16 protein-coding genes and 1 pseudogene are annotated in these 17454 nt (G+C 63.8%); 7 read left to right on the forward strand and 10 right to left on the reverse strand.

Annotated elements, in window-relative coordinates:
* Window positions 1-250: 250 nt before the first annotated feature.
* The 3 genes and pseudogenes from NKI52_RS10165 (at window position 251) to NKI52_RS10175 (ending at window position 2682) form a co-directional block, all read left to right on the forward strand.
* Entirely contained in the window at window positions 251-961 is a 711-nt protein-coding gene (locus tag NKI52_RS10165; protein ID WP_023676421.1) for a fumarylacetoacetate hydrolase family protein, read from the forward strand.
* Window positions 958-1608: a maleylacetoacetate isomerase gene (gene maiA, locus NKI52_RS10170; protein ID WP_023676422.1), complete on the forward strand. Its 651-nt coding sequence runs from the start codon at window positions 958-960 to the stop codon at window positions 1606-1608. Before NKI52_RS10165 ends, maiA begins: the two co-directional genes overlap by 4 nt.
* A 34-nt stretch (window positions 1609-1642) precedes the next feature.
* A pseudogene (locus NKI52_RS10175) lies at window positions 1643-2682 on the forward strand (zinc-dependent alcohol dehydrogenase family protein).
* Window positions 2683-2701: 19 nt separating this feature from the next.
* Here the strand turns inward: NKI52_RS10175 and NKI52_RS10180 are convergent.
* Entirely contained in the window at window positions 2702-3595 is an 894-nt protein-coding gene (locus NKI52_RS10180; protein ID WP_352697819.1) for a LysR family transcriptional regulator, read from the reverse strand.
* A 191-nt stretch (window positions 3596-3786) separates the two neighbouring features.
* Here NKI52_RS10180 and NKI52_RS10185 point away from each other — a divergent pair, with 191 nt between their 5' ends.
* The gene (locus NKI52_RS10185) at window positions 3787-5214 is read left to right on the forward strand and encodes an MFS transporter (protein ID WP_352697851.1); all 1428 of its coding nucleotides are present in this window, start codon (window positions 3787-3789) and stop codon (window positions 5212-5214) included.
* 42 nt (window positions 5215-5256) lie between these two features.
* Here NKI52_RS10185 and NKI52_RS10190 read toward each other — a convergent pair whose 3' ends face one another.
* Window positions 5257-6135 carry a DMT family transporter gene (locus tag NKI52_RS10190; RefSeq protein WP_352697821.1) on the reverse strand — a complete coding sequence of 293 codons (879 nt, stop codon included), beginning with the start codon at window positions 6133-6135 and terminating at the stop codon, window positions 5257-5259.
* 104 nt (window positions 6136-6239) lie between these two features.
* On the opposite strand from NKI52_RS10190, the gene NKI52_RS10195 reads away from it, so the two are divergent.
* On the forward strand, window positions 6240-7643 hold the full coding sequence (locus tag NKI52_RS10195; RefSeq protein ID WP_352697823.1) for an aminotransferase-like domain-containing protein: 1404 nt from the start codon (window positions 6240-6242) through the stop codon (window positions 7641-7643).
* A gap of 30 nt (window positions 7644-7673) precedes the next feature.
* Here NKI52_RS10195 and NKI52_RS10200 read toward each other — a convergent pair whose 3' ends face one another.
* From NKI52_RS10200 to NKI52_RS10210, 3 genes are all read right to left on the reverse strand, one after another.
* Window positions 7674-8171, reverse strand: a complete 498-nt coding sequence (locus tag NKI52_RS10200; protein WP_292664992.1) for a MaoC family dehydratase — start codon at window positions 8169-8171, stop codon at window positions 7674-7676.
* 138 nt (window positions 8172-8309) lie between these two features.
* On the reverse strand, window positions 8310-8738 hold the full coding sequence (locus NKI52_RS10205; protein WP_023676429.1) for a phasin family protein: 429 nt from the start codon (window positions 8736-8738) through the stop codon (window positions 8310-8312).
* Between the two features lie 83 nt (window positions 8739-8821).
* A complete protein-coding gene (locus NKI52_RS10210) occupies window positions 8822-10126 on the reverse strand; it encodes a DUF445 domain-containing protein (RefSeq protein WP_352454554.1) in 1305 nt (434 codons plus the stop codon).
* Between the two features lie 191 nt (window positions 10127-10317).
* Between NKI52_RS10210 and rirA the strand changes: the two genes are divergently transcribed.
* Window positions 10318-10779 carry an iron-responsive transcriptional regulator RirA gene (gene rirA, locus NKI52_RS10215; RefSeq protein WP_023676431.1) on the forward strand — a complete coding sequence of 154 codons (462 nt, stop codon included), beginning with the start codon at window positions 10318-10320 and terminating at the stop codon, window positions 10777-10779.
* A 155-nt stretch (window positions 10780-10934) separates the two neighbouring features.
* Here rirA and NKI52_RS10220 read toward each other — a convergent pair whose 3' ends face one another.
* Genes NKI52_RS10220 through hemP form a run of 5 tightly spaced genes read right to left on the reverse strand, consistent with a single transcriptional unit; the run spans window position 10935 to window position 15037 of the window.
* Window positions 10935-11723, reverse strand: a complete 789-nt coding sequence (locus NKI52_RS10220; protein WP_352697824.1) for a heme ABC transporter ATP-binding protein — start codon at window positions 11721-11723, stop codon at window positions 10935-10937.
* 10 nt (window positions 11724-11733) lie between these two features.
* Window positions 11734-12837, reverse strand: coding sequence for a FecCD family ABC transporter permease (locus tag NKI52_RS10225; RefSeq protein WP_352697826.1), 1104 nt, complete (start codon window positions 12835-12837; stop codon window positions 11734-11736).
* A gap of 5 nt (window positions 12838-12842) precedes the next feature.
* Window positions 12843-13751 carry a heme/hemin ABC transporter substrate-binding protein gene (locus NKI52_RS10230; RefSeq protein ID WP_352587793.1) on the reverse strand — a complete coding sequence of 303 codons (909 nt, stop codon included), beginning with the start codon at window positions 13749-13751 and terminating at the stop codon, window positions 12843-12845.
* Window positions 13752-13762: 11 nt separating this feature from the next.
* Window positions 13763-14821, reverse strand: a complete 1059-nt coding sequence (locus NKI52_RS10235) for a hemin-degrading factor (RefSeq protein ID WP_352697828.1) — start codon at window positions 14819-14821, stop codon at window positions 13763-13765.
* A gap of 9 nt (window positions 14822-14830) precedes the next feature.
* Window positions 14831-15037, reverse strand: a complete 207-nt coding sequence (gene hemP, locus NKI52_RS10240; protein WP_352587787.1) for a hemin uptake protein HemP — start codon at window positions 15035-15037, stop codon at window positions 14831-14833.
* Window positions 15038-15239: 202 nt separating this feature from the next.
* Between hemP and NKI52_RS10245 the strand changes: the two genes are divergently transcribed.
* Window positions 15240-17453, forward strand: coding sequence for a TonB-dependent hemoglobin/transferrin/lactoferrin family receptor (locus NKI52_RS10245; protein ID WP_502894570.1), 2214 nt, complete (start codon window positions 15240-15242; stop codon window positions 17451-17453).
* Window position 17454 lies beyond the last annotated feature (1 nt).

Below are 17454 nucleotides of genomic sequence, written 5' to 3' on the forward strand. Positions count from 1 at the left end.
CGAAAGGGGCTGTCACGTCCGTTCCCCGAAACCAACGGTCGACAGTCTCAGGCGTTGGCGGCAGGCGCTTCGCGCCGTGGCCGGCTTATTCCCAAATGGTACATTGCCATCTGGCCGGCAGAGCAAAATGTACCGGCGATTTCCGCGGCACCGTGCGGCAGGCCTAGCCTTTGCGCGATGCAATGCCTTGCCCGACCGGCCAAATCGGTCGAATGTGCCGGCGACATATCCACTGAAACAGAGACAGTGCATGACCGGCTTCGTCCTTCCCTTGCCCGCAACCCCGTCGGTGGCCGTGGCCGGCTCGCCGGAGCGTTTTGCGGTGCGCCGGATCTTCTGCGTTGGCCGCAACTACGCAGCCCATGCCCGCGAGCTCGGCAATGACGAGCGCGACCCTCCCTTCTTCTTCACCAAACCAGGCGACGCAGTGGTCGACTCGGTGGTCGGTTCGGGCACCACGATCCCCTACCCGCCACTGACCCAAAACCTGCATCACGAAATCGAGCTGGTCGTCGCGATCGGCAGAGCCGGCTTTCGCATCCCGCGCGAGCGCGCGCTGGACCATGTCTGGGGCTACGGCGTCGGCGTCGACCTGACTCGCCGCGACCTTCAGGACGAGGCGAAAAAGGCGGCAAGGCCGTGGGACTGGTCGAAAGCCTTCGACCGTTCAGCGCCCTGCGGCCCGCTGGTCCCGGCGCAAAAATCCGGTCATCCCGAAAAGGGCTGCATCTGGCTCGCGGTCGACGGCGAGATCAGGCAGGACGGCGACCTTGCCGAACTGATCTGGCCGGTTCCCGACATCGTCTCGATTTGCAGCGAGGCGCTAGAGCTTAAGCCCGGCGACCTGATCTTCACCGGAACACCGGCTGGCGTCGGCGCCGTCGGGCCGGGCGAAAAGATCACCGGTGGCGTCGACGGCATCGGCGAAATCGAACTGACCATCGGCCAACCGATCCGATGAGCGACATCGTCCTCCATAACTACTACCGCTCCTCGACCTCTTACCGGGTGCGGATCGCGCTGGAGATGAAGGGCCTGTCCTACGACTACGTGCCGCATCATTTGCGCCACGGCGAGCATCTCGAACCCGCCTACCTCGCGGTCAATCCGCAAGGGCTGGTGCCGGCACTGGTCCTGGACGACGGCACGCTGCTGACGCAATCGCTGGCGATCATCGAATATTTCGACGAGACCACGCCTGAGCCGCCGCTGCTGCCCAAGGATGCGCCTGGCCGCGCCCGCGTCAGGATGCTGGCGCAGATGATCGCCTGCGACATCCATCCGGTGAACAATCTGCGCGTGCTGACCTCGCTGCGCACACTGTTCGGCGCCGGCGACCAGGATGTCGTCAACTGGTTCCGGCACTGGGTCAATGAAGGCTTCCAGCCGCTTGAAAAGATTCTGGCTTCCTCGCCCGAGACCAAGACATTCTGCCATGGCGACACGCCGGGGCTGGCCGACATCTGCCTGGTCGCACAGGTCACCAGCAATGCCCGCTTCGGCGTCGACATGACGCCCTACCCGACGATCTCGCGCATCAATGCCGCCTGCATGGCGCTGCCGGCGTTCCAGAAGGCCGCGCCTGAGAACCAGATCGATGCCGAGTAGACCGCAAATTGCATGAAGTGATGAGGAACTGCCGATGAAAGCCGTCGTCTTCGAAAAGTTCGGCGAAACGCCAACGATCCAGACCGTTCCCGATCCGGAGCCGGCACCGGAAGGCGTCGTCATCAAGGTGGAGGCGACCGGCCTCTGCCGCAGCGACTGGCATGGCTGGATGGGCCACGACGACAGCATCCGCCTGCCGCATGTGCCGGGCCACGAACTGGCCGGCGTCGTGGTCTCCGCAGGCAACCAGGTGACCCGCTGGAGGGCGGCGAGCGCGTCACCGTGCCGTTTGCCGTCGGCTGCGGCCGCTGCTTCGAATGCACGTCGGGCAACCACCAGGTGTGCGAACATCAGTTCCAGCCCGGCTTCAGCGCCTGGGGTTCGTTCGCCGAATATGTCGCCATCGATCATGCCGACACCAATCTCGTGCGCTTGCCCGACGAGATGGAATTCGCCACCGCCGCCAGCCTCGGCTGCCGGTTCGTCACCTCGTTCCGCGCCATCGTCGACCAGGGCCGGGTGACGCCCGGCGAATGGGTGGCGGTGCACGGCTGCGGCGGCGTCGGCCTGTCGGCGATCATGATCGCCAGCGCCATGGGCGCCAATGTCGTCGCCATCGACCTCACCGACGAGAAGCTGGACTTTGCCAAAAAGATCGGCGCGGTGGCGACGATCAACGCGGCAAAGACGCCGAACGTGGTCAAGGCGGTCAAGCAGATCACCAATGGCGGCGCGCACATGTCGATGGACGCGCTCGGCCACCCCAGTACCTCGTTCAACTCGATCGCAAACCTGCGCCGCCGCGGCCGCCACGTGCAGGTCGGCCTGATGCTCGGCGACCATGCCAGGCCGCAGATACCGATGGACAAGGTGATCGCATTCGAGCTCGAAATCCGCGGCAGCCACGGCATGCAGGCCTTCCGCTACCAGGCGATGATGGAGATGATCCGCACCGGCAAGCTGAAACCCGAACTGCTGGTCGGCAAGAAGATCAGCCTCGAAGAAGCGCCGGCCGCATTGATGGCGATGGGCGGCTTCGAAGGCATAGGCATCGGCGTGGTGACCAGATTCTAGATCACGCCCTGAGTCTGGATCAGCGAAACGACGCGCAGACCTCCCGCACGCAGGCTCGCAGCCAGCGTTGTGCCGGATCGGCATCGAGTCGCGGATGCCACAGCATCGAAATGGTGACCTCCTCGATATCGACCGGCAACGGGAAGCTGTACATGCCCGTGCGCGCGCCCAGCGTGTGCCGTTCGGGGACGCTGGCGATCAGATCGGAGGCGCGCGCCATGGCGAGCGTGGCCGAGAAGCTGGAAACCATGCACACGATCGTCCGCTGGAGACCGAGCAGTTTCAAGGCCTCGTCGATCGGGCCCTTTTCGCGGCCACGCCGCGAAACGCTGATGTGGCGGCCGGCCGCATAGCGTTCCGGCGTCATTGGGCCCTCGCCCAGCCTGTGACCCGTTCGCACCGCACCGATGAAGCGGTCGCGAAACAGCGCCTGAATGCGCATTTCAGGACTCGTTTCACTGGCAACCCCGATTTCGAGATCAACCGCCGCGTCACGCAACGACATGTCGTTCTTGTCGGATTTCGGCGCAAAACGCAGCCGCACGCCAGGTGCATCCGCTTCGACACTGGTCAGAAGACGCGGTGCGAACTCCTCGACGAAACTTTCGTTGGCGCGCAGCGTGAAGACCTTGTCGAGAGCAGAGAGGTCGAGGAGCTTGGCCGGGCGCAGCAGCGTTTCCGCATCCTGGACGACTCGGCCTACCTGTTGCTGCAATTCGAGCGCGCGCGGCGTCGCAACCAGGCCACGGCCGGCCCGGACCAACAATGGGTCGCCTGTCGCCTGGCGCAACCGCGCCAACGTCCGGCTCATCGCCGAGGGACTGAGGCGCAGCCGCGCGGCAGCACGCGCCACACTGCCCTCGCTCAGCAGCACTTCGAGGGCGACAAGCAGATTGAGATCGGGTGACGACATGGAAGGACCATAGCACAGCTCGGCCGTGATGTGGCGTTTCGTGCACGAATAAGATGCAGATACTGCGCCTTCCGCCACATCATGCGAGGGAATAGCTTCCGACAGCTCCGGTTTGGGGCTTGCCGGCAGAGGAGTTCACCGTGGCATCGATCGTTGAAAAGACTTGGGCTGAAAAGGCCGGGGCTGAAAAGATCGGGAATGACGTGGCCCCGGTGAGCGTCCGCTCGGCCCGATGGGCATTGGCAAGCCTGTCGCTTTCAACGCTGCTGTCGTCGCTCGCCACCAGCATCGCCAGCGTCGGGCTGCCATCGCTGATGCAGGCGTTCGGCGCATCGTTCCAGCTCGTGCAATGGGTCGTCCTGGCCTATCTGCTCGCCATCACCACCTTGATTGTCAGCGCCGGGCGGCTCGCCGACATATTCGGCCGCCGACCGCTATTGCTCGGCGGCATTGCCCTGTTCACCTTCGCATCGGTGCTTTGCGGGCTCGCGCCGACGCTCTGGCTGCTGATCGCCGCACGGGCGGCACAGGGGCTCGGCGCGGCCATTATGATGGCTCTGACGCTGGCCTTTGTCGCCGACGCGGTTCCCCGGGATAAAACCGGCAGCGTCATGGGCCTGCTCGGCGCCATGTCGGCGATCGGCACCACGCTTGGCCCCTCGCTTGGCGGACTGTTGATTGCCGGCCTCGGCTGGCGCGCGATCTTCCTCATCAATCTGCCGTTGGGGGTGCTGGCCTTTGCGCTTGCCTGGCGCTTCCTGTCGGCCGGAAAAAAGACGCCAGGTCGGCGCGGTTTCGACGGGATCGGCACGGCTTTGCTCGCGCTGACGCTAGCCGCCTATGCGCTCGCCATGACCCTTGGGCGTGGCAGTTTTGGTTCTCTCAATGTCGGCTTGCTGATTGCCGCAACCGTGGCTGGCCTGCTGTTTGTCATTGCGCAGACAAGGGTCCAGAACCCTTTGATCCAACCTGCGAGGTTCCGCGACCAGGCGTTGAACGCAAGCCTCGCCATGAACCTGATCGTCGCCACGGTGATGATGGCGACGCTGGTGGTCGCACCATTCTATCTGTCGCGCGCGCTCGGGCTGGACGCAGCCATGGTCGGGCTGGTTCTGTCGACCGGCCCTCTGGTTACCGCATTGGCGGCGCTGCCGGCCGGACGCCTGGTCGATCGTTTCGGGGCGAACCGGATCATGATCGTCGGCCTGTTCGATCTCGCTATTGGCACCTTTGCTCTGTCGCGGGCGGAATTCGGTATTGCCGGCTATGTCGTGCCGATCATCATCGTCTGCACCGGCTACAGCCTGTTTCAGACCTCCAACAATTCGGCCGTGATGACGGGCGTCGCATCCGACCAGCGCGGCGTCGTCTCCGGCCTGCTCAATCTGTCGCGCAATCTCGGCCTGATCACCGGTGCGTCCGTGATGGGCGCAGTGTTTGCCTTCGCATCGGCTGGGGAAGGCACTGGCTTGGCAGTGTTGGCACCTGCGGCAGCGGCACGAGGGATGCAGGTCACCTTCCAGGTGGCGACGGGCCTGGTGCTGATGGCGCTGATCCTTGCGGTATTTTCAGCCCGCGCCACTGCCGGGCGAACTGATATCGTTGCCAAGCATCCTTGAGGATTCCACCCGGTTCGCATGCAACTCCGGCAGCCGGCGCACCTATCTCGCATATCTCTTGGCACCGACGACGCAAAGCACGACGGCGGCGGTGACGGCGATCATGGCGGGACTGACCTGCTCATCCAGCAGCGCTGCCGCCAGCCCCAGGCCGAAGAAGGGCTGCAGCAGTTGCAACTGCCCGACCGCGGCGATGCCGCCTTGCGCCAGGCCGCGATACCAGAACACGAAACCGATCAGCATGCTGAACAGCGAGACATAGGCCAGACCAATCCATGCGCCCCTGCCGGCACTTTCGAGCGACGGCGGCATGGTGATGAACGTCAGCGCCAGCATGAGGGGCAGCGACAGCACCAGCGCCCACGAAATCACCTGCCAACCGCCGAGTTTGCGCGACAGCGCCGCTCCTTCGGCATAGCCCAATCCGCACACGATGATGGCGGCCAGCATCAAGATGTCGCCGAGCGGCGAGACCGACAGGCCTTGCGTGACTGCGAAACCGGCGACAAGGGCGCTGCCGAGGCACGAGAACAGCCAGAACGCCGGCTTCGGGCGATCGCCGCCTCGAACCACACCGAAGATCGCGGTCGCCAACGGCAACAGGCCGACGAAAATGATGGAGTGAGCCGACGTGATGTGCTTGAGCGCCAGCGCCGTCAGCAGGGGAAAACCGACCACGACGCCAAGCGCCACGATCGCCAGCGGGAACAGATCTCGCCGCTCCGGGCGCTTCTGACGAAAAACGAGCAGCAGCGCCAGGCCGAGGATGCCCGCCGAAGCCGCACGGGCGACCGTTACGAACACCGGATCGAAATCCATCACCGCCACGCGCGTCGCCGGAAGCGAACCGCTGAAGATCAGCACGCCTATGAACCCGTTGATCCAGCCACTCGCCGCCCAACTACTCGCCGCCTTGTCCATCGATGCCCCGCTGATTTCGCCCTCTATCGGGCCGGGCGTATGGCTCCGCCAGAGACAATCAGGTACAGTTTGATAAAACCGTCATGGTAGGGCGAGCAGTACGGATGGACGAGCAGACGACAACTGATGAAGGCAGCCGGACGCTTGTCGAAAGCGTCATGGCGACGATCAGGCACAGGATCGCCGCGCGCAGCCTGACACCGGGAATGCGGCTGCCTTCGATCCGGGCGTTCGCCAAGGCCATGCAGGTTTCCAAATCCACCGTGGTCGAAGCTTATGAGCGTCTTGCGGCGGAAGGCATGATCCGCTCGCGGCCCGGCTCGGGTTTCTATGCCGCCGGACCGTTGGCTCCGTTGTCGCTGGCCGAGATCGGCCCCAGGCTTGACCGTGCCGTCGACCCGCTCTGGGTCTCGCGCCAATCGCTGGAAGCCGGCGACGGCGTCCTGAAACCGGGTTGCGGCTGGCTGCCGGCAACATGGATGCCCGAGGCTGGATTGCGCCGGGCACTGCGGACGACGGCCCGCGCCGACGACGCCGCGCTGACCGACTACGGCACGCCGCTCGGCTTGCCGGCGCTACGCAATCTGCTGGCGCGGCGCATGGCCGAGCACGGCATCGAAGCCTCTCCGGACCAGATCATGCTGACGGAATCGGGCACCCAGGCGATCGACCTGCTGTGCCGGTTCCTGCTCGAACCGGGTGACACGGTGTTGGTCGACGATCCCTGCTACTTCAACTTCCATGCCCTGTTGCGCGCCCATCGGGCCAAGGTGATCAGCGTCCCCTACACGCGCTCGGGTCCGGACATCGAGCTGTTCGCGCAGGCACTGAACGAGCATCGGCCGCGCCTCTACATCACCAATTCGGCGCTCCACAATCCGACCGGCGCCATATTGTCCCCGGTCGTTGCCCATCGGGTGCTGAAGCTCGCCGACCCGTCGGGGCTGACGATCATCGAGGACGATATCTTCGCCGATTTCGAACACACGTCCGCGCCCAGGCTGGCGGCCTTCGACGGCCTCAGCCGGGTCATTCATATCGGAAGCTTTTCCAAGACGCTGTCGGCATCGGTGCGCTGCGGCTTCATCGCCGCTCCTCGCAACTGGATGGAAGGATTGATCGATCTCAAGATCGCCACGTCGTTTGGCAGCGGTCGGCTTGCATCCGAACTGGTACTGACGCTGCTGAAGGACGGCCTCTATCGCAAGCACGTCGATCTGCTGCGCGCGCGGCTCACGCGCGCCATGGAAGAAACCGGCACCCGCCTCAGGGCGATCGGCATCGTGCCATGGATAGATCAGCCCGCCGGCATGTTTTTGTGGTGCAGGCTGCCGGAGGGGATAGATGCCGCGGATGTCGCCCGTCACGCTTTGTCGGCCAACGTCGTGCTTGCGCCCGGCAATGCGTTCAGCCTGTCTCGGTCGGCCAGCCGTTTCATGCGCTTCAACGTCGCGCAGTCCGGAGATGACCGGATTTTCAGGGCGCTTGAAGAGGCGATGTCGCGTTGATTGCGCTGCCGCAAAACTGAGGCTGACCTCTCAGGTGCCGGCCCGCTTGCGGCGTGCGTAAAGCATGACGAGCGTCTCGGCGGTCAGCGCCGGCCTCTGCTCGCCTTCGATCTCGACCGTATTGGCGGCCTTCATTAGATATTGCCCCGGACCTTTGTCTTCCATCGACAACAGCGTGGTGCGCAGCCTGATTCGCGAGCCGACCCTGACCGGCGCCACGAAGCGCACTTTGTCGAAACCGTAATTGAACGCGGCCTGCGTGTTTTCGGGTACGATCCCCATCTCGAGCGCCAGCGCGCCGATGATCGACAGGGTCAGATAGCCATGCGCGATCGTGGTGCGGAACGGGCTTTGCCGCTTCGCCCGCTCGGGATCGACATGGATCCATTGATGATCGCCCGTGCATTCGGCAAACTGGTCGATGCGGTGCTGATCGACCAGCGTCCAGTCCGAGACGCCTAATTCCTGCCCGGCCATCGCCCTGAGTTGCTCGAAGGTCGGCGGCGTCCTCGGCCGTATCTGCGTCATTCCTGCTTTCCCGATCGCTTGCCTGTTCCGGACCACGACGGGCCGCCCCTGTCAATTCGCCAATGCGATTCCAGCGCATAATCTTCGGCCCGCGAACCGCCAGTCTTCGCCGCCGGCAAGTGTGCTGCCGGGGAACAGCTACCTCTTGTCGTGGCCGGCGCGGATCTCCTCCATCGCCTCCTTGATGCGGCTGCGCAGGATTTCGATCGATTCGGTGCCGGACGCCCTCGCCAGTTCGGCCATCTCGCCGGCATTCTTCAGCGCGGTCTCGAAGGATTTCCTGGCGAACGCCGCCTGCTTCTGCATCATTTCCTGCGGATTGCCGGGCGCTCTGTAGCTTTGTGCCATGTCGGTGATTTCGCGCAGCGTGTCCTGCAGCATCTCGCGTTGCCTTGACAACAGCGCCGAGGCTCCAGCGGCGCTCGCCCGTGCCGACTTCTCCAGCGCTTCCAGGTTCTTGGCGTGGTGGGCGAGGATCGCCTCGACGTCGACATTCGGCAGCTTCAGGTCGCGGCCGAACTTGCCGAACATGTCGATGAAGGACTCGGACTCCGGTCGTTTTGCCATGCTGGTTCTCTCCCCTTGTTGCCGTGAACGCCGCCACTGCACGGAAGATAGTGCAGCGAAGCTCAGCGGTCCATTCGGACGAGTCAGCCGACAAGAAACAGCCGTTCGGCAGTGTAGAGCACGAGCCCGGCAAGGCCACCGATGATCATGCCGTTGAAGCGGATATATTGCAGGTCCTTGCCGATATTCATTTCGATAAGCCTTGTCAGTTGCGCGAGGTCCCAGCGCTTGACCTGGTCGGCGATGAACTTCGACACGCCGCTCTTCTGGCTTTCGACGAAGGACGCCAGCGCCACGATGAACCCCTGGTTCATGTCGGCCCTGATCTGCGCGTCGTCGGCAAGATGGCGGCCGACCTCGACGAACATGGTGGCGAGATGGTCGCGGATCATCGAATTCGGCGCCTTGGCGTCCTGTTCGATGAACAGCCGCAGGCTGTCCCACATATCGCCGGCCAGCGCGCTGAGCTCTGGCCGGGCAAGGAAATCGCGCTTCAGCTTTTCAGCGCGCCTGGCATATTGTTTGGATGTCCTCAACCGCTCGACGAAGGTTTCGACGAAAAGGTCGAATTCGGCTCGCATCGGATGGTGCGGATCGGCCCGCACCTCATCGAGCAGCGAGCCGGCCGACGCAATGATCTTCTTCAACAGATAGGCGTCGGCGCGAAACAGGTTGAACAGCGACGGCAGTTCCTCGCGGATCTTCTCGCGCATCGTCGCCAGCGCCTGCTCGTCGCTCAGGAAGCGGCCGACCACCTTGGTGAACTCGTCGAATAATTTCTGGTGGCGGCGATCGTCAGTCAGCGCCGACAGCAGCTCGGCGGCGAGCGGCGCCAGCGGCACCTTTTCGATCTGCTCCAGCATACGGCTGGTGACGAAGCCGCGCAGTCCGGATTGCTCGACCGCCGCCAGCGTCTGCGGCACCAGCCGGCCGACGAAGCGCGACAAATCGGCGGCGCGGTTCGGGTCGGCCAGCCAGTCCGCGACCAGCGCGGAAAAGTCGACCTCGGCGAGCTTTTCGCGCACCGGTTCCGGCGCCAGGAAATTCACCTCGATGAAGCGGCCGAGATTGTCGGCGATGCGATTCTGGTTTTCCGGGATGATGGCCGTATGCGGGATCGGCAGGCCAAGCGGCCGCCGAAACAGCGCCACCACCGCATACCAGTCCGCCAGGCCGCCGATCGTCGCCGCCTCGGCGAAAGCGGCGACGAAGCCCAACCACGCATGCCGGCTCTCGAGCGATTTCGCCACCGCAAAGACCAGCACGCAAAACGCAAGCGCTGCGGCGGCAACGAACTTGGTGCGCCTGAGCGCCGAAAGCTTGGCGTCGGCATCGGCGTCGAACCGGACGGACGCGACGGATGCAAATGCCGGGGCTGGTCGTGACATGATGGGCCGCTCCTGATCGTGTATGCGAACTTATCTAGTGTCGCCTGCCCCAGAAAGCGCGCCGCTGGTTCCGGTGCGCGCAATCGTGCACGCAAACTTGACGCCGGAATTCATCTATTATGCAGCGCCAGTCTGGAATTGTTCCAAACTATAGGCCATATTGACGCCAACCACTGTTATGTGAGGACACAATGCGGCTTACCCGTCAGACCAACTACGCCATGCGCATTCTGATGTATTGCGCCGCCAACACCGAGCGGTTGAGCCGCATCCCCGAGATCGCCGCCGCCTATTCGGTATCGGAACTTTTCCTGTTCAAGATCCTGCAGCCGCTGGTCGAAAACGGCCTGATCGAAACGGTGCGCGGCAGGAATGGCGGCGTCAGGCTCGGCCGCGCGGCCGAATCAATCAGCCTGTTCGATGTCGTGCGGGTGACGGAGGAAAGCTTTGCCATGGCCGAGTGCTTCGAGAACGACGCCGCCGAATGTCCGCTGGTCGACAGCTGCGCCTTGAATTCGGCATTGCGCGAAGCGCTCAACGCCTTCTTCGCCGTGCTGTCGCGCTACACGATCGCCGATCTGGTGGCGGCGCGCCCGAATGTGCGCCACCTGCTCGGCATCGACATGCTGGTGCAAAGGGCGCCGGCCGCCTGATTTTGGTCGCATCTCAGTTGGTGAGGTCTGTTGAGATTCAGGTCAGGCCGAGCCGAAAATGGTGGGTTCCGAGAACCGGAACGGAGCGTACGTTTGGGTACGTGAGTACCGGAAGCGCAGGAAACCGCCATTTGCAGGCCGGCATCACCTGAATATCAACAGACCGACTGCGGCAATACGAACGGCATGTTTGCCGCCGGCAACACACCGACCTTCAGCCGGCAATCGAAGACCTTTTCGATCAGCTCGTCGCTGAGCACCTGTTGCGGCGAACCTGTAGCGGCGAGCCTGCCGCGATGCATGACGAAAATCCGGTCGGCATACATCGCCGTCAAATTGAGGTCGTGCAGGATGGCGACCACGCCGCCGCCGCGTCTGGCGAAATCGCGGGCGATGTCCATGATGATCAGCTGGTGCTTGATATCGAGGCTGGACACCGGCTCGTCGAGGAACAGATAGCGCGGCTTGCCGTCAAGCACCGGCGCCCAGACCTGGCACAGAACGCGGGCAAGCTGCACGCGCTGCTGCTCGCCGCCGGACAGCTCCTGGTAGAAGCGGCCGGCAAAACCGTCGAGGTCGACGCGAGCCAGCGCCCGTTCGGGCAGGCGCTGGTCCTCGCCGGGCAACGCGCCGGAGCGCCCGCCGACCAGGCCTAGCCTGACGATCTCACGCACGGTGAACGGGAAGGACAGCGTCGTCGCCTGCGGCAGCACCGCACGGACCGTCGCCGCCTCGACCGGCTTCATCGCGGATAGATTGCGGCCGTTGACGGTGACCTCTCCCGAATAGCCAAGATCGCCGGACAGTGCTCGGAGGAAGGTCGTCTTGCCCGAACCGTTGGGGCCGACGATGGCCGCGACTTCGCCCGGCCGCGCCTCGAAATCGACGTTGGCGACGATGCGCTTGCCGCCGATCGCCACCGAGACATCGCGCGCTTCGATCATAGGCAAACTTTCACAGGTCGATGACGCCGCGCTTGCGCAGCAGGATCCACAGGAAGAACGGCGCACCGGCGACAGCGGTGACGATGCCGATCGGCAATTCGGCCGGGGCGACGATGGTGCGGGCGACGGCGTCGGCCAAAAGCAGCAGCGCCGCACCAAGCAGGGCCGATGCCGGCAGCAGGTAACGGTTATCGGAGCCGATCAGCAGACGCAGCAGATGCGGCACGACGATGCCGACGAAACCGATGCCGCCGCTGACGGCGACCGACGCGCCGACCGCTGCCGAGACGCCGACAATCGCGGTGTATTTCAGCCGCTGAACCGGAATGCCGAGATGGCCGGCCGTGGCCTCGCCGAGCGCCAGCGCGTTGAGGCCGCGCGCCAGGAACGGCATTGCCGCCAGCGCCAGCACGATGACCGGCCCGACCGAGCCGATCTTCTGCCAGGTTGCGCCGCCCAGCGAACCGAGCTGCCAGAAGGTCAGGTCGCGCAATTGCCGGTCGTCGGCCATGAAGATCAGGATGCCGGTCAGCGCCATGGCAAGCGCCGCCAGCGCGATGCCGGCGAGCAGCATGGTGGCGACCGAGGTTCGGCCTTGCCGTGTCGCAACCTGATAGAGCAGCAATGTCGTCGCCAACCCGCCGCAGAACGCAGCCAGCGGCAGAGCCAGCGTGCCGAGCGCCGAAGTCAGCGGCGCCAGCATGGTCGAGCCAAGCACGATGACGGCGACCGCACCGAGGCTCGATCCGGCCGAAACGCCGATCAGGCCGGGGTCGGCCAGCGGATTGCGGAACAGCCCCTGCATGACGGCACCGGAGACGGCAAGCGATGCGCCGATCAGCACGCCCATAATGATGCGCGGCAGACGGATGTCATGGATGATCAGGTGGTCGCGGGCGCTCAACGCCGCGTCGCCGGGCAACGCGCCGAACAGCCAGTCATGCATGACGCCGATGGCCGAGGCATCGGATGCGCCGGAGGTCAGCGACAACAGCACGGCGATAGCCAGCCCGACGCAGAGCAGCACGACGACGAGGCGGGCGCGCCGCGAACGGTCACCCTCGGCTGCCGTCGCCATGATGCCCGCCGCACCGGCGATCGAATGATCGGCCATCGCGCTCAATCCGTGACCTGGCCGCCATAGAGCGAGACGGCGAGGTCGTGGATGGCGTCGGCCGTGCGCGGGCCGAAGCCGAGCAGATAGCCGCCGTCCATGCGGATCAGCTTGCGGGCGGCACCCGCCGGCGTCGAAGCCACGGCAGGGTTCGAAAACAATTCGTCATCCGCGGTGGCCGGTCCGGCATTGTTCATCATCAGGATCACGTCGGGCCTGGCGGTGATGACTGCCTCGTCCGACAATTGCTTGTAGCCGGCAATGCCGTCGACGGCGTTGATGCCGCCCGAAAGCTTGATGATGCCGTCGGCGGCGGTGTCGCTGCCGGCGGCAAGCAGCTTGCCGCCCTGCATCGACAGCACGAACAGGATGCGCTTGCGATCCTTGATCGAGGCGGTCTGCTTTTCGGCTGCCTTCAGCCTGGCATCGATCTGGACCGCCAGCGCATCGGCCTTGGCCTCGGTGCCGAGCGCCTTGCCGACGATGTGGATCTTTTCGAGAATGCCTTGATTATCATAGCGCTCGGTCACCTCGATGAACGGGATGCTTGATTTCTTCAAGACGTCGACGGCTTCCTTCGGTCCGCTGCCGTGCAGGGCCAATATGCCCGACGGATTGACCGACAGCACACCCTCCGGCGACAGCTGGCGCATGTAGCCGACATCAGGCAGTTCCGCCGCCGCTTGCGGATAGCGGCTGGTCGAATCGCGCGCGACAAGACGATCCTGTTCACCGAGCGCGTAGACGATCTCGGTGATCGAGCCGCCAATAGCCACGATCCTCGAGCGATCGGCGAAAGTCGCGATGCCCTCGGCGGCTTGAGCCGTCATCAGCGCGGCGAAGGCCAGGAAAACAGCGGCCACAGGACCAAGCGCCGACCTGGAGACCGATGCCAGCCTGGAGAAAAGAACCATCGTCGTTTTCCTCAAGCTGCGGTCGGGCTTGGGATACGCGGCAGGTTTTCGGCCAGAAAGCGCCAGTCTTCGCGCTCGCTTTCGCCTTCATGCCGCTTACCGAAGAACTGGATGATCATCTTGCCGTCGGCGCCATAGACTTCGAGCGACGTGACATAGCCGTCCTTGGTCGGCTTGCGCACGGCCCAGACCTCATCGATGTGGTCGGTCCGCAGGTGCAGATGGAAGGTCTCGTCGAGCACGTTGAGCCATGGTCCCATCGGCTTGATCGAGGCGACGGGGCCGGAATGGATCTGGATGCAGCCGCGATTGCCGACAAAGCACATGATCGGCATGGCGCCAGCAGCGGCGTGGTTGAGCATGGCGTTCACCGCATCCTTGTCGACCAGCCAGGCGTAGTCCTGGCCGACCATGCGCACCGCCTGTCGGCGGCTGATCTTCAGTGTCTTCAGCATGCCGAAGAACTGATGCACGTCGGTCAGATGGCTCCAGCGGTCGCGCAGATCGTCGATGCTCGCCGGGTTGTCCGCAGTCTCGGTCTCGTCGGCCGTGCCCGCTGAAATCGCCACCGTCGGCTCCTGGTTCGGCGATTCCAGCCCGGCCACCAGTTTCTGATAGGCGTAAAGGTTGGAGGCTGGCCTGAGATGCACCTTGTGTACCGCCTCGCCTGCGGTATCGAAGAACTGCAGGCTGCGGCGGATGTCGGCGCCATCGCGCTTTTCCACGGCAAAGCCGTGCGCCCAGACTTTTGGGAAAATGCGCAGGTCGATATTCTCACCGAGCACCATGGCATTGTGATTGCCGGTGACGACCTTGTCGTAGACGCCGATCTTCTCGTGCACCGCGCTTTCGTTGCGGGTCAGCGCCATCACCTCACCGACAGCTTCGAGGCAAGTCAAAAGGTCGTTGACACGCGGCTCGACGCGCACGACGCCGTCGCCGCAATGCGCGGCGACCAGTTCGGCCTCCGAAATACCGAGCTGGGCGGCGAGGTCGCGCTCGCGCATTTTCGGATTGTCTGCCCGTGCCCGCCGGATCTCGTGTGGGGCGGGTTTTACGCGCTGGTCCATTTCTACCACCTACTTGTTGAGGATGAGCTTGCCCTGCCGGGTGATCTTCAGCCGGTACAGCGCACCATGATGCTCGATGCCGATCTCGTGCTCGCCCTGGAACAGCGTGTTGCTGGACAGCGTTCTCACGGCCGATTGGATCCGGTCGAAACGGACGGAATTTTCGTCGGAACGGCGGACGCGATAGCGAAAGTCGCTGGGATTGTGCGTGTTCATTGGTTCGATCCCTTTTCCTGTGCCGGGCATCTGGCTCGGCGCCTGCGTGAAATGCCGATTCAATTCTTGACTCGAATAATCATGTTATCTAGCAGTGCAATACCGGAGAAAATGAGTCAACATTTAAGACGCCGGACGCGATGAAAAATGCCAGCGAGCCCCAAGCCAGCCAGCATCGAACATGGATTCTTGGAGTTGCAGCATGGGGTTGGCGAATTGGGGACGGCTGGCGGGCAGCGGCCTGACACATTGTTCTATGACAAGCAAAATGGCCGCGTTGCTGGCCGGCGCGGCGGCGATCCCGCTGCTCGCAACACCGGCCGGCGCCCAGCAGGCCGCCCAACCGGCAGCCGACCAGCAGCAGACTGACCCGTCTCAACAGCCCGAAAAGGTAAAGCCGGCCCCGGCGGGTACCACACTGCTCGACAAGATCCTGATCCTCAGCCGTACCGGCGAGACGGCGATCGAGTCGCTTGCTTCAGCCAGCCATGTCGACGAGGAACAGCTCGAGCGCCGCATGGCGACGACGCCCAACGAAATGCTGTTCGGTGTGCCGGGTGTCGCCGTCCAGGCCGACGCAAGGCGTGTCAGTTCCAGCATCAACATCCGCGGCCTGCAGGATTTCGGCCGCGTCTCCGTCATCGTCGACGGTGCCCGCCAGAATTTCCAGCGCTCGGATCACGGTACGCAATCGACCTTCTACATCGATCCCGAATTGATCAAATCCGTCGATGTGATCCGCGGCCCGGTCGCCAACACCTATGGCTCCGGGGCGATCGGCGGCGTCGTATTTTTCGACACCAAGGATGCGCAGGATTTCCTCAAGCCGGACGAGACCTGGGCGGTATCCGCAACTGGGCGCTACGAAACCAACGGCAAAGGCTGGACCACCAGCGCCACCGGCGCCTATCGGATCAACGAGAACTGGGACGTGCTCGGCAATATCGTCTACCGCGACTATGACGACTACAAGCATGGCGGCGGCGACACTGTAGCGGGCACCGGCTTCGACGTCTTGAGCGGCCTCCTCAAGACGACCATCCGCCCCAGCGAAAACAGCGAGCTGAAGCTGGGCTGGATCGGCTCGAACGACGGATGGACCGAGACCAGCGGCAGCGCGCCGGTGAACGACGCCGACCTGAAGGCGAATACCTTCACGGCCCGCTACAACATCACCGACGAAGACAAGAGCTGGCTCGACCTCCACATCAACGCGTCCTACAACAAGACCAAGCTCGATCTGACGACCCTTGTGGCGCAAAACCGGTTTGATCCGGTCACCGGTCTGCCCGTGGTTTTGCCGGCGGGTTCGAAATCGACGTTCGACATCGGCACCTCCGGCATCGACATTTGGAACACGTCGAGATTCGAGACCGTTGGAATCGCGCATGAGCTGACCTATGGCGGCGACTGGGTTGGCGACGATGTCGAGACAGGCGGCACGGCGGGCGGCGACAGCTTCTATACGCCCTCGGGCAACAGGAACGTCTCCGGCGCTTACGTTCAGGACAAGCTCACCTGGGACTGGCTCGAGGTCATCGCCGGGCTGCGTTACGACAGCTATAAGCTCGACAGTGATGTCGGCGAAACCTCTGGCGACCGGCTGTCGCCACGCATCACAGTGGGCATTTCGCCCTTCGAAACCGCCAGCCTTTCCGGCCTGCAATTCTACGGCACCTATGCGGAAGGCTACCGTTCTCCGTCGCTGTCGGAGACCCTGATCAGCGGCAATCATCCGGCCGGCGTCAGCTTCCCGTTCCTCCCCAATCCCGATCTCAAGCCTGAAACCGGCAAGACCGTGGAATTCGGCGTCAATTACAGTACCAACGGCGTCATTGAGGCCGACGACGCGCTGCGGCTGAAGGCGGCCTATTTCAACAACAATGTCGACGATTACATCGACGGCGTGACGCTCTCGCCGTTCGACCCGACCAGCGGCTGCCCGTTCGGTCCGGGCATACCGATCTGCTTCCAGTATCAGAATTTCGCCAAGGCCAGGATCCACGGCTTCGAGATGGAGGGCGTCTATGATGCCGCCTGGGGCTTTGCCGGGCTTTCGGCGTCGTTCACCGATGGCCACACGATTTCCTATGAAGGCGAACGGGCAGACCTTGTCACCGTCCCCTCCTCCCAGATCACCGGGCAACTCGGCTTTCGCTTCCTCGAGGACAGGCTGACCATCGGCGGCGAGGTGCAGTACAACGGCAAGCCGCAGGGCAACCCGGTGGCCAAGGACTATACACTGGTCAATGCCTTCGCCAGCTACCAGGCGACCGACAATTTCAAGGTCGATTTCCGCGCCGACAATCTGTTCGACGTCAAATACGCCAACCCGCTGAACGCATCGACGACGAGCGTCGTCTACGAGCCCGGCGTCACCCTGAAGCTGGCGGCGACGATGAGGTTTGGAGGCTGAC

This window comes from Mesorhizobium sp. M0590 (assembly GCF_040320905.1).
Lineage (GTDB): Bacteria > Pseudomonadota > Alphaproteobacteria > Rhizobiales > Rhizobiaceae > Mesorhizobium.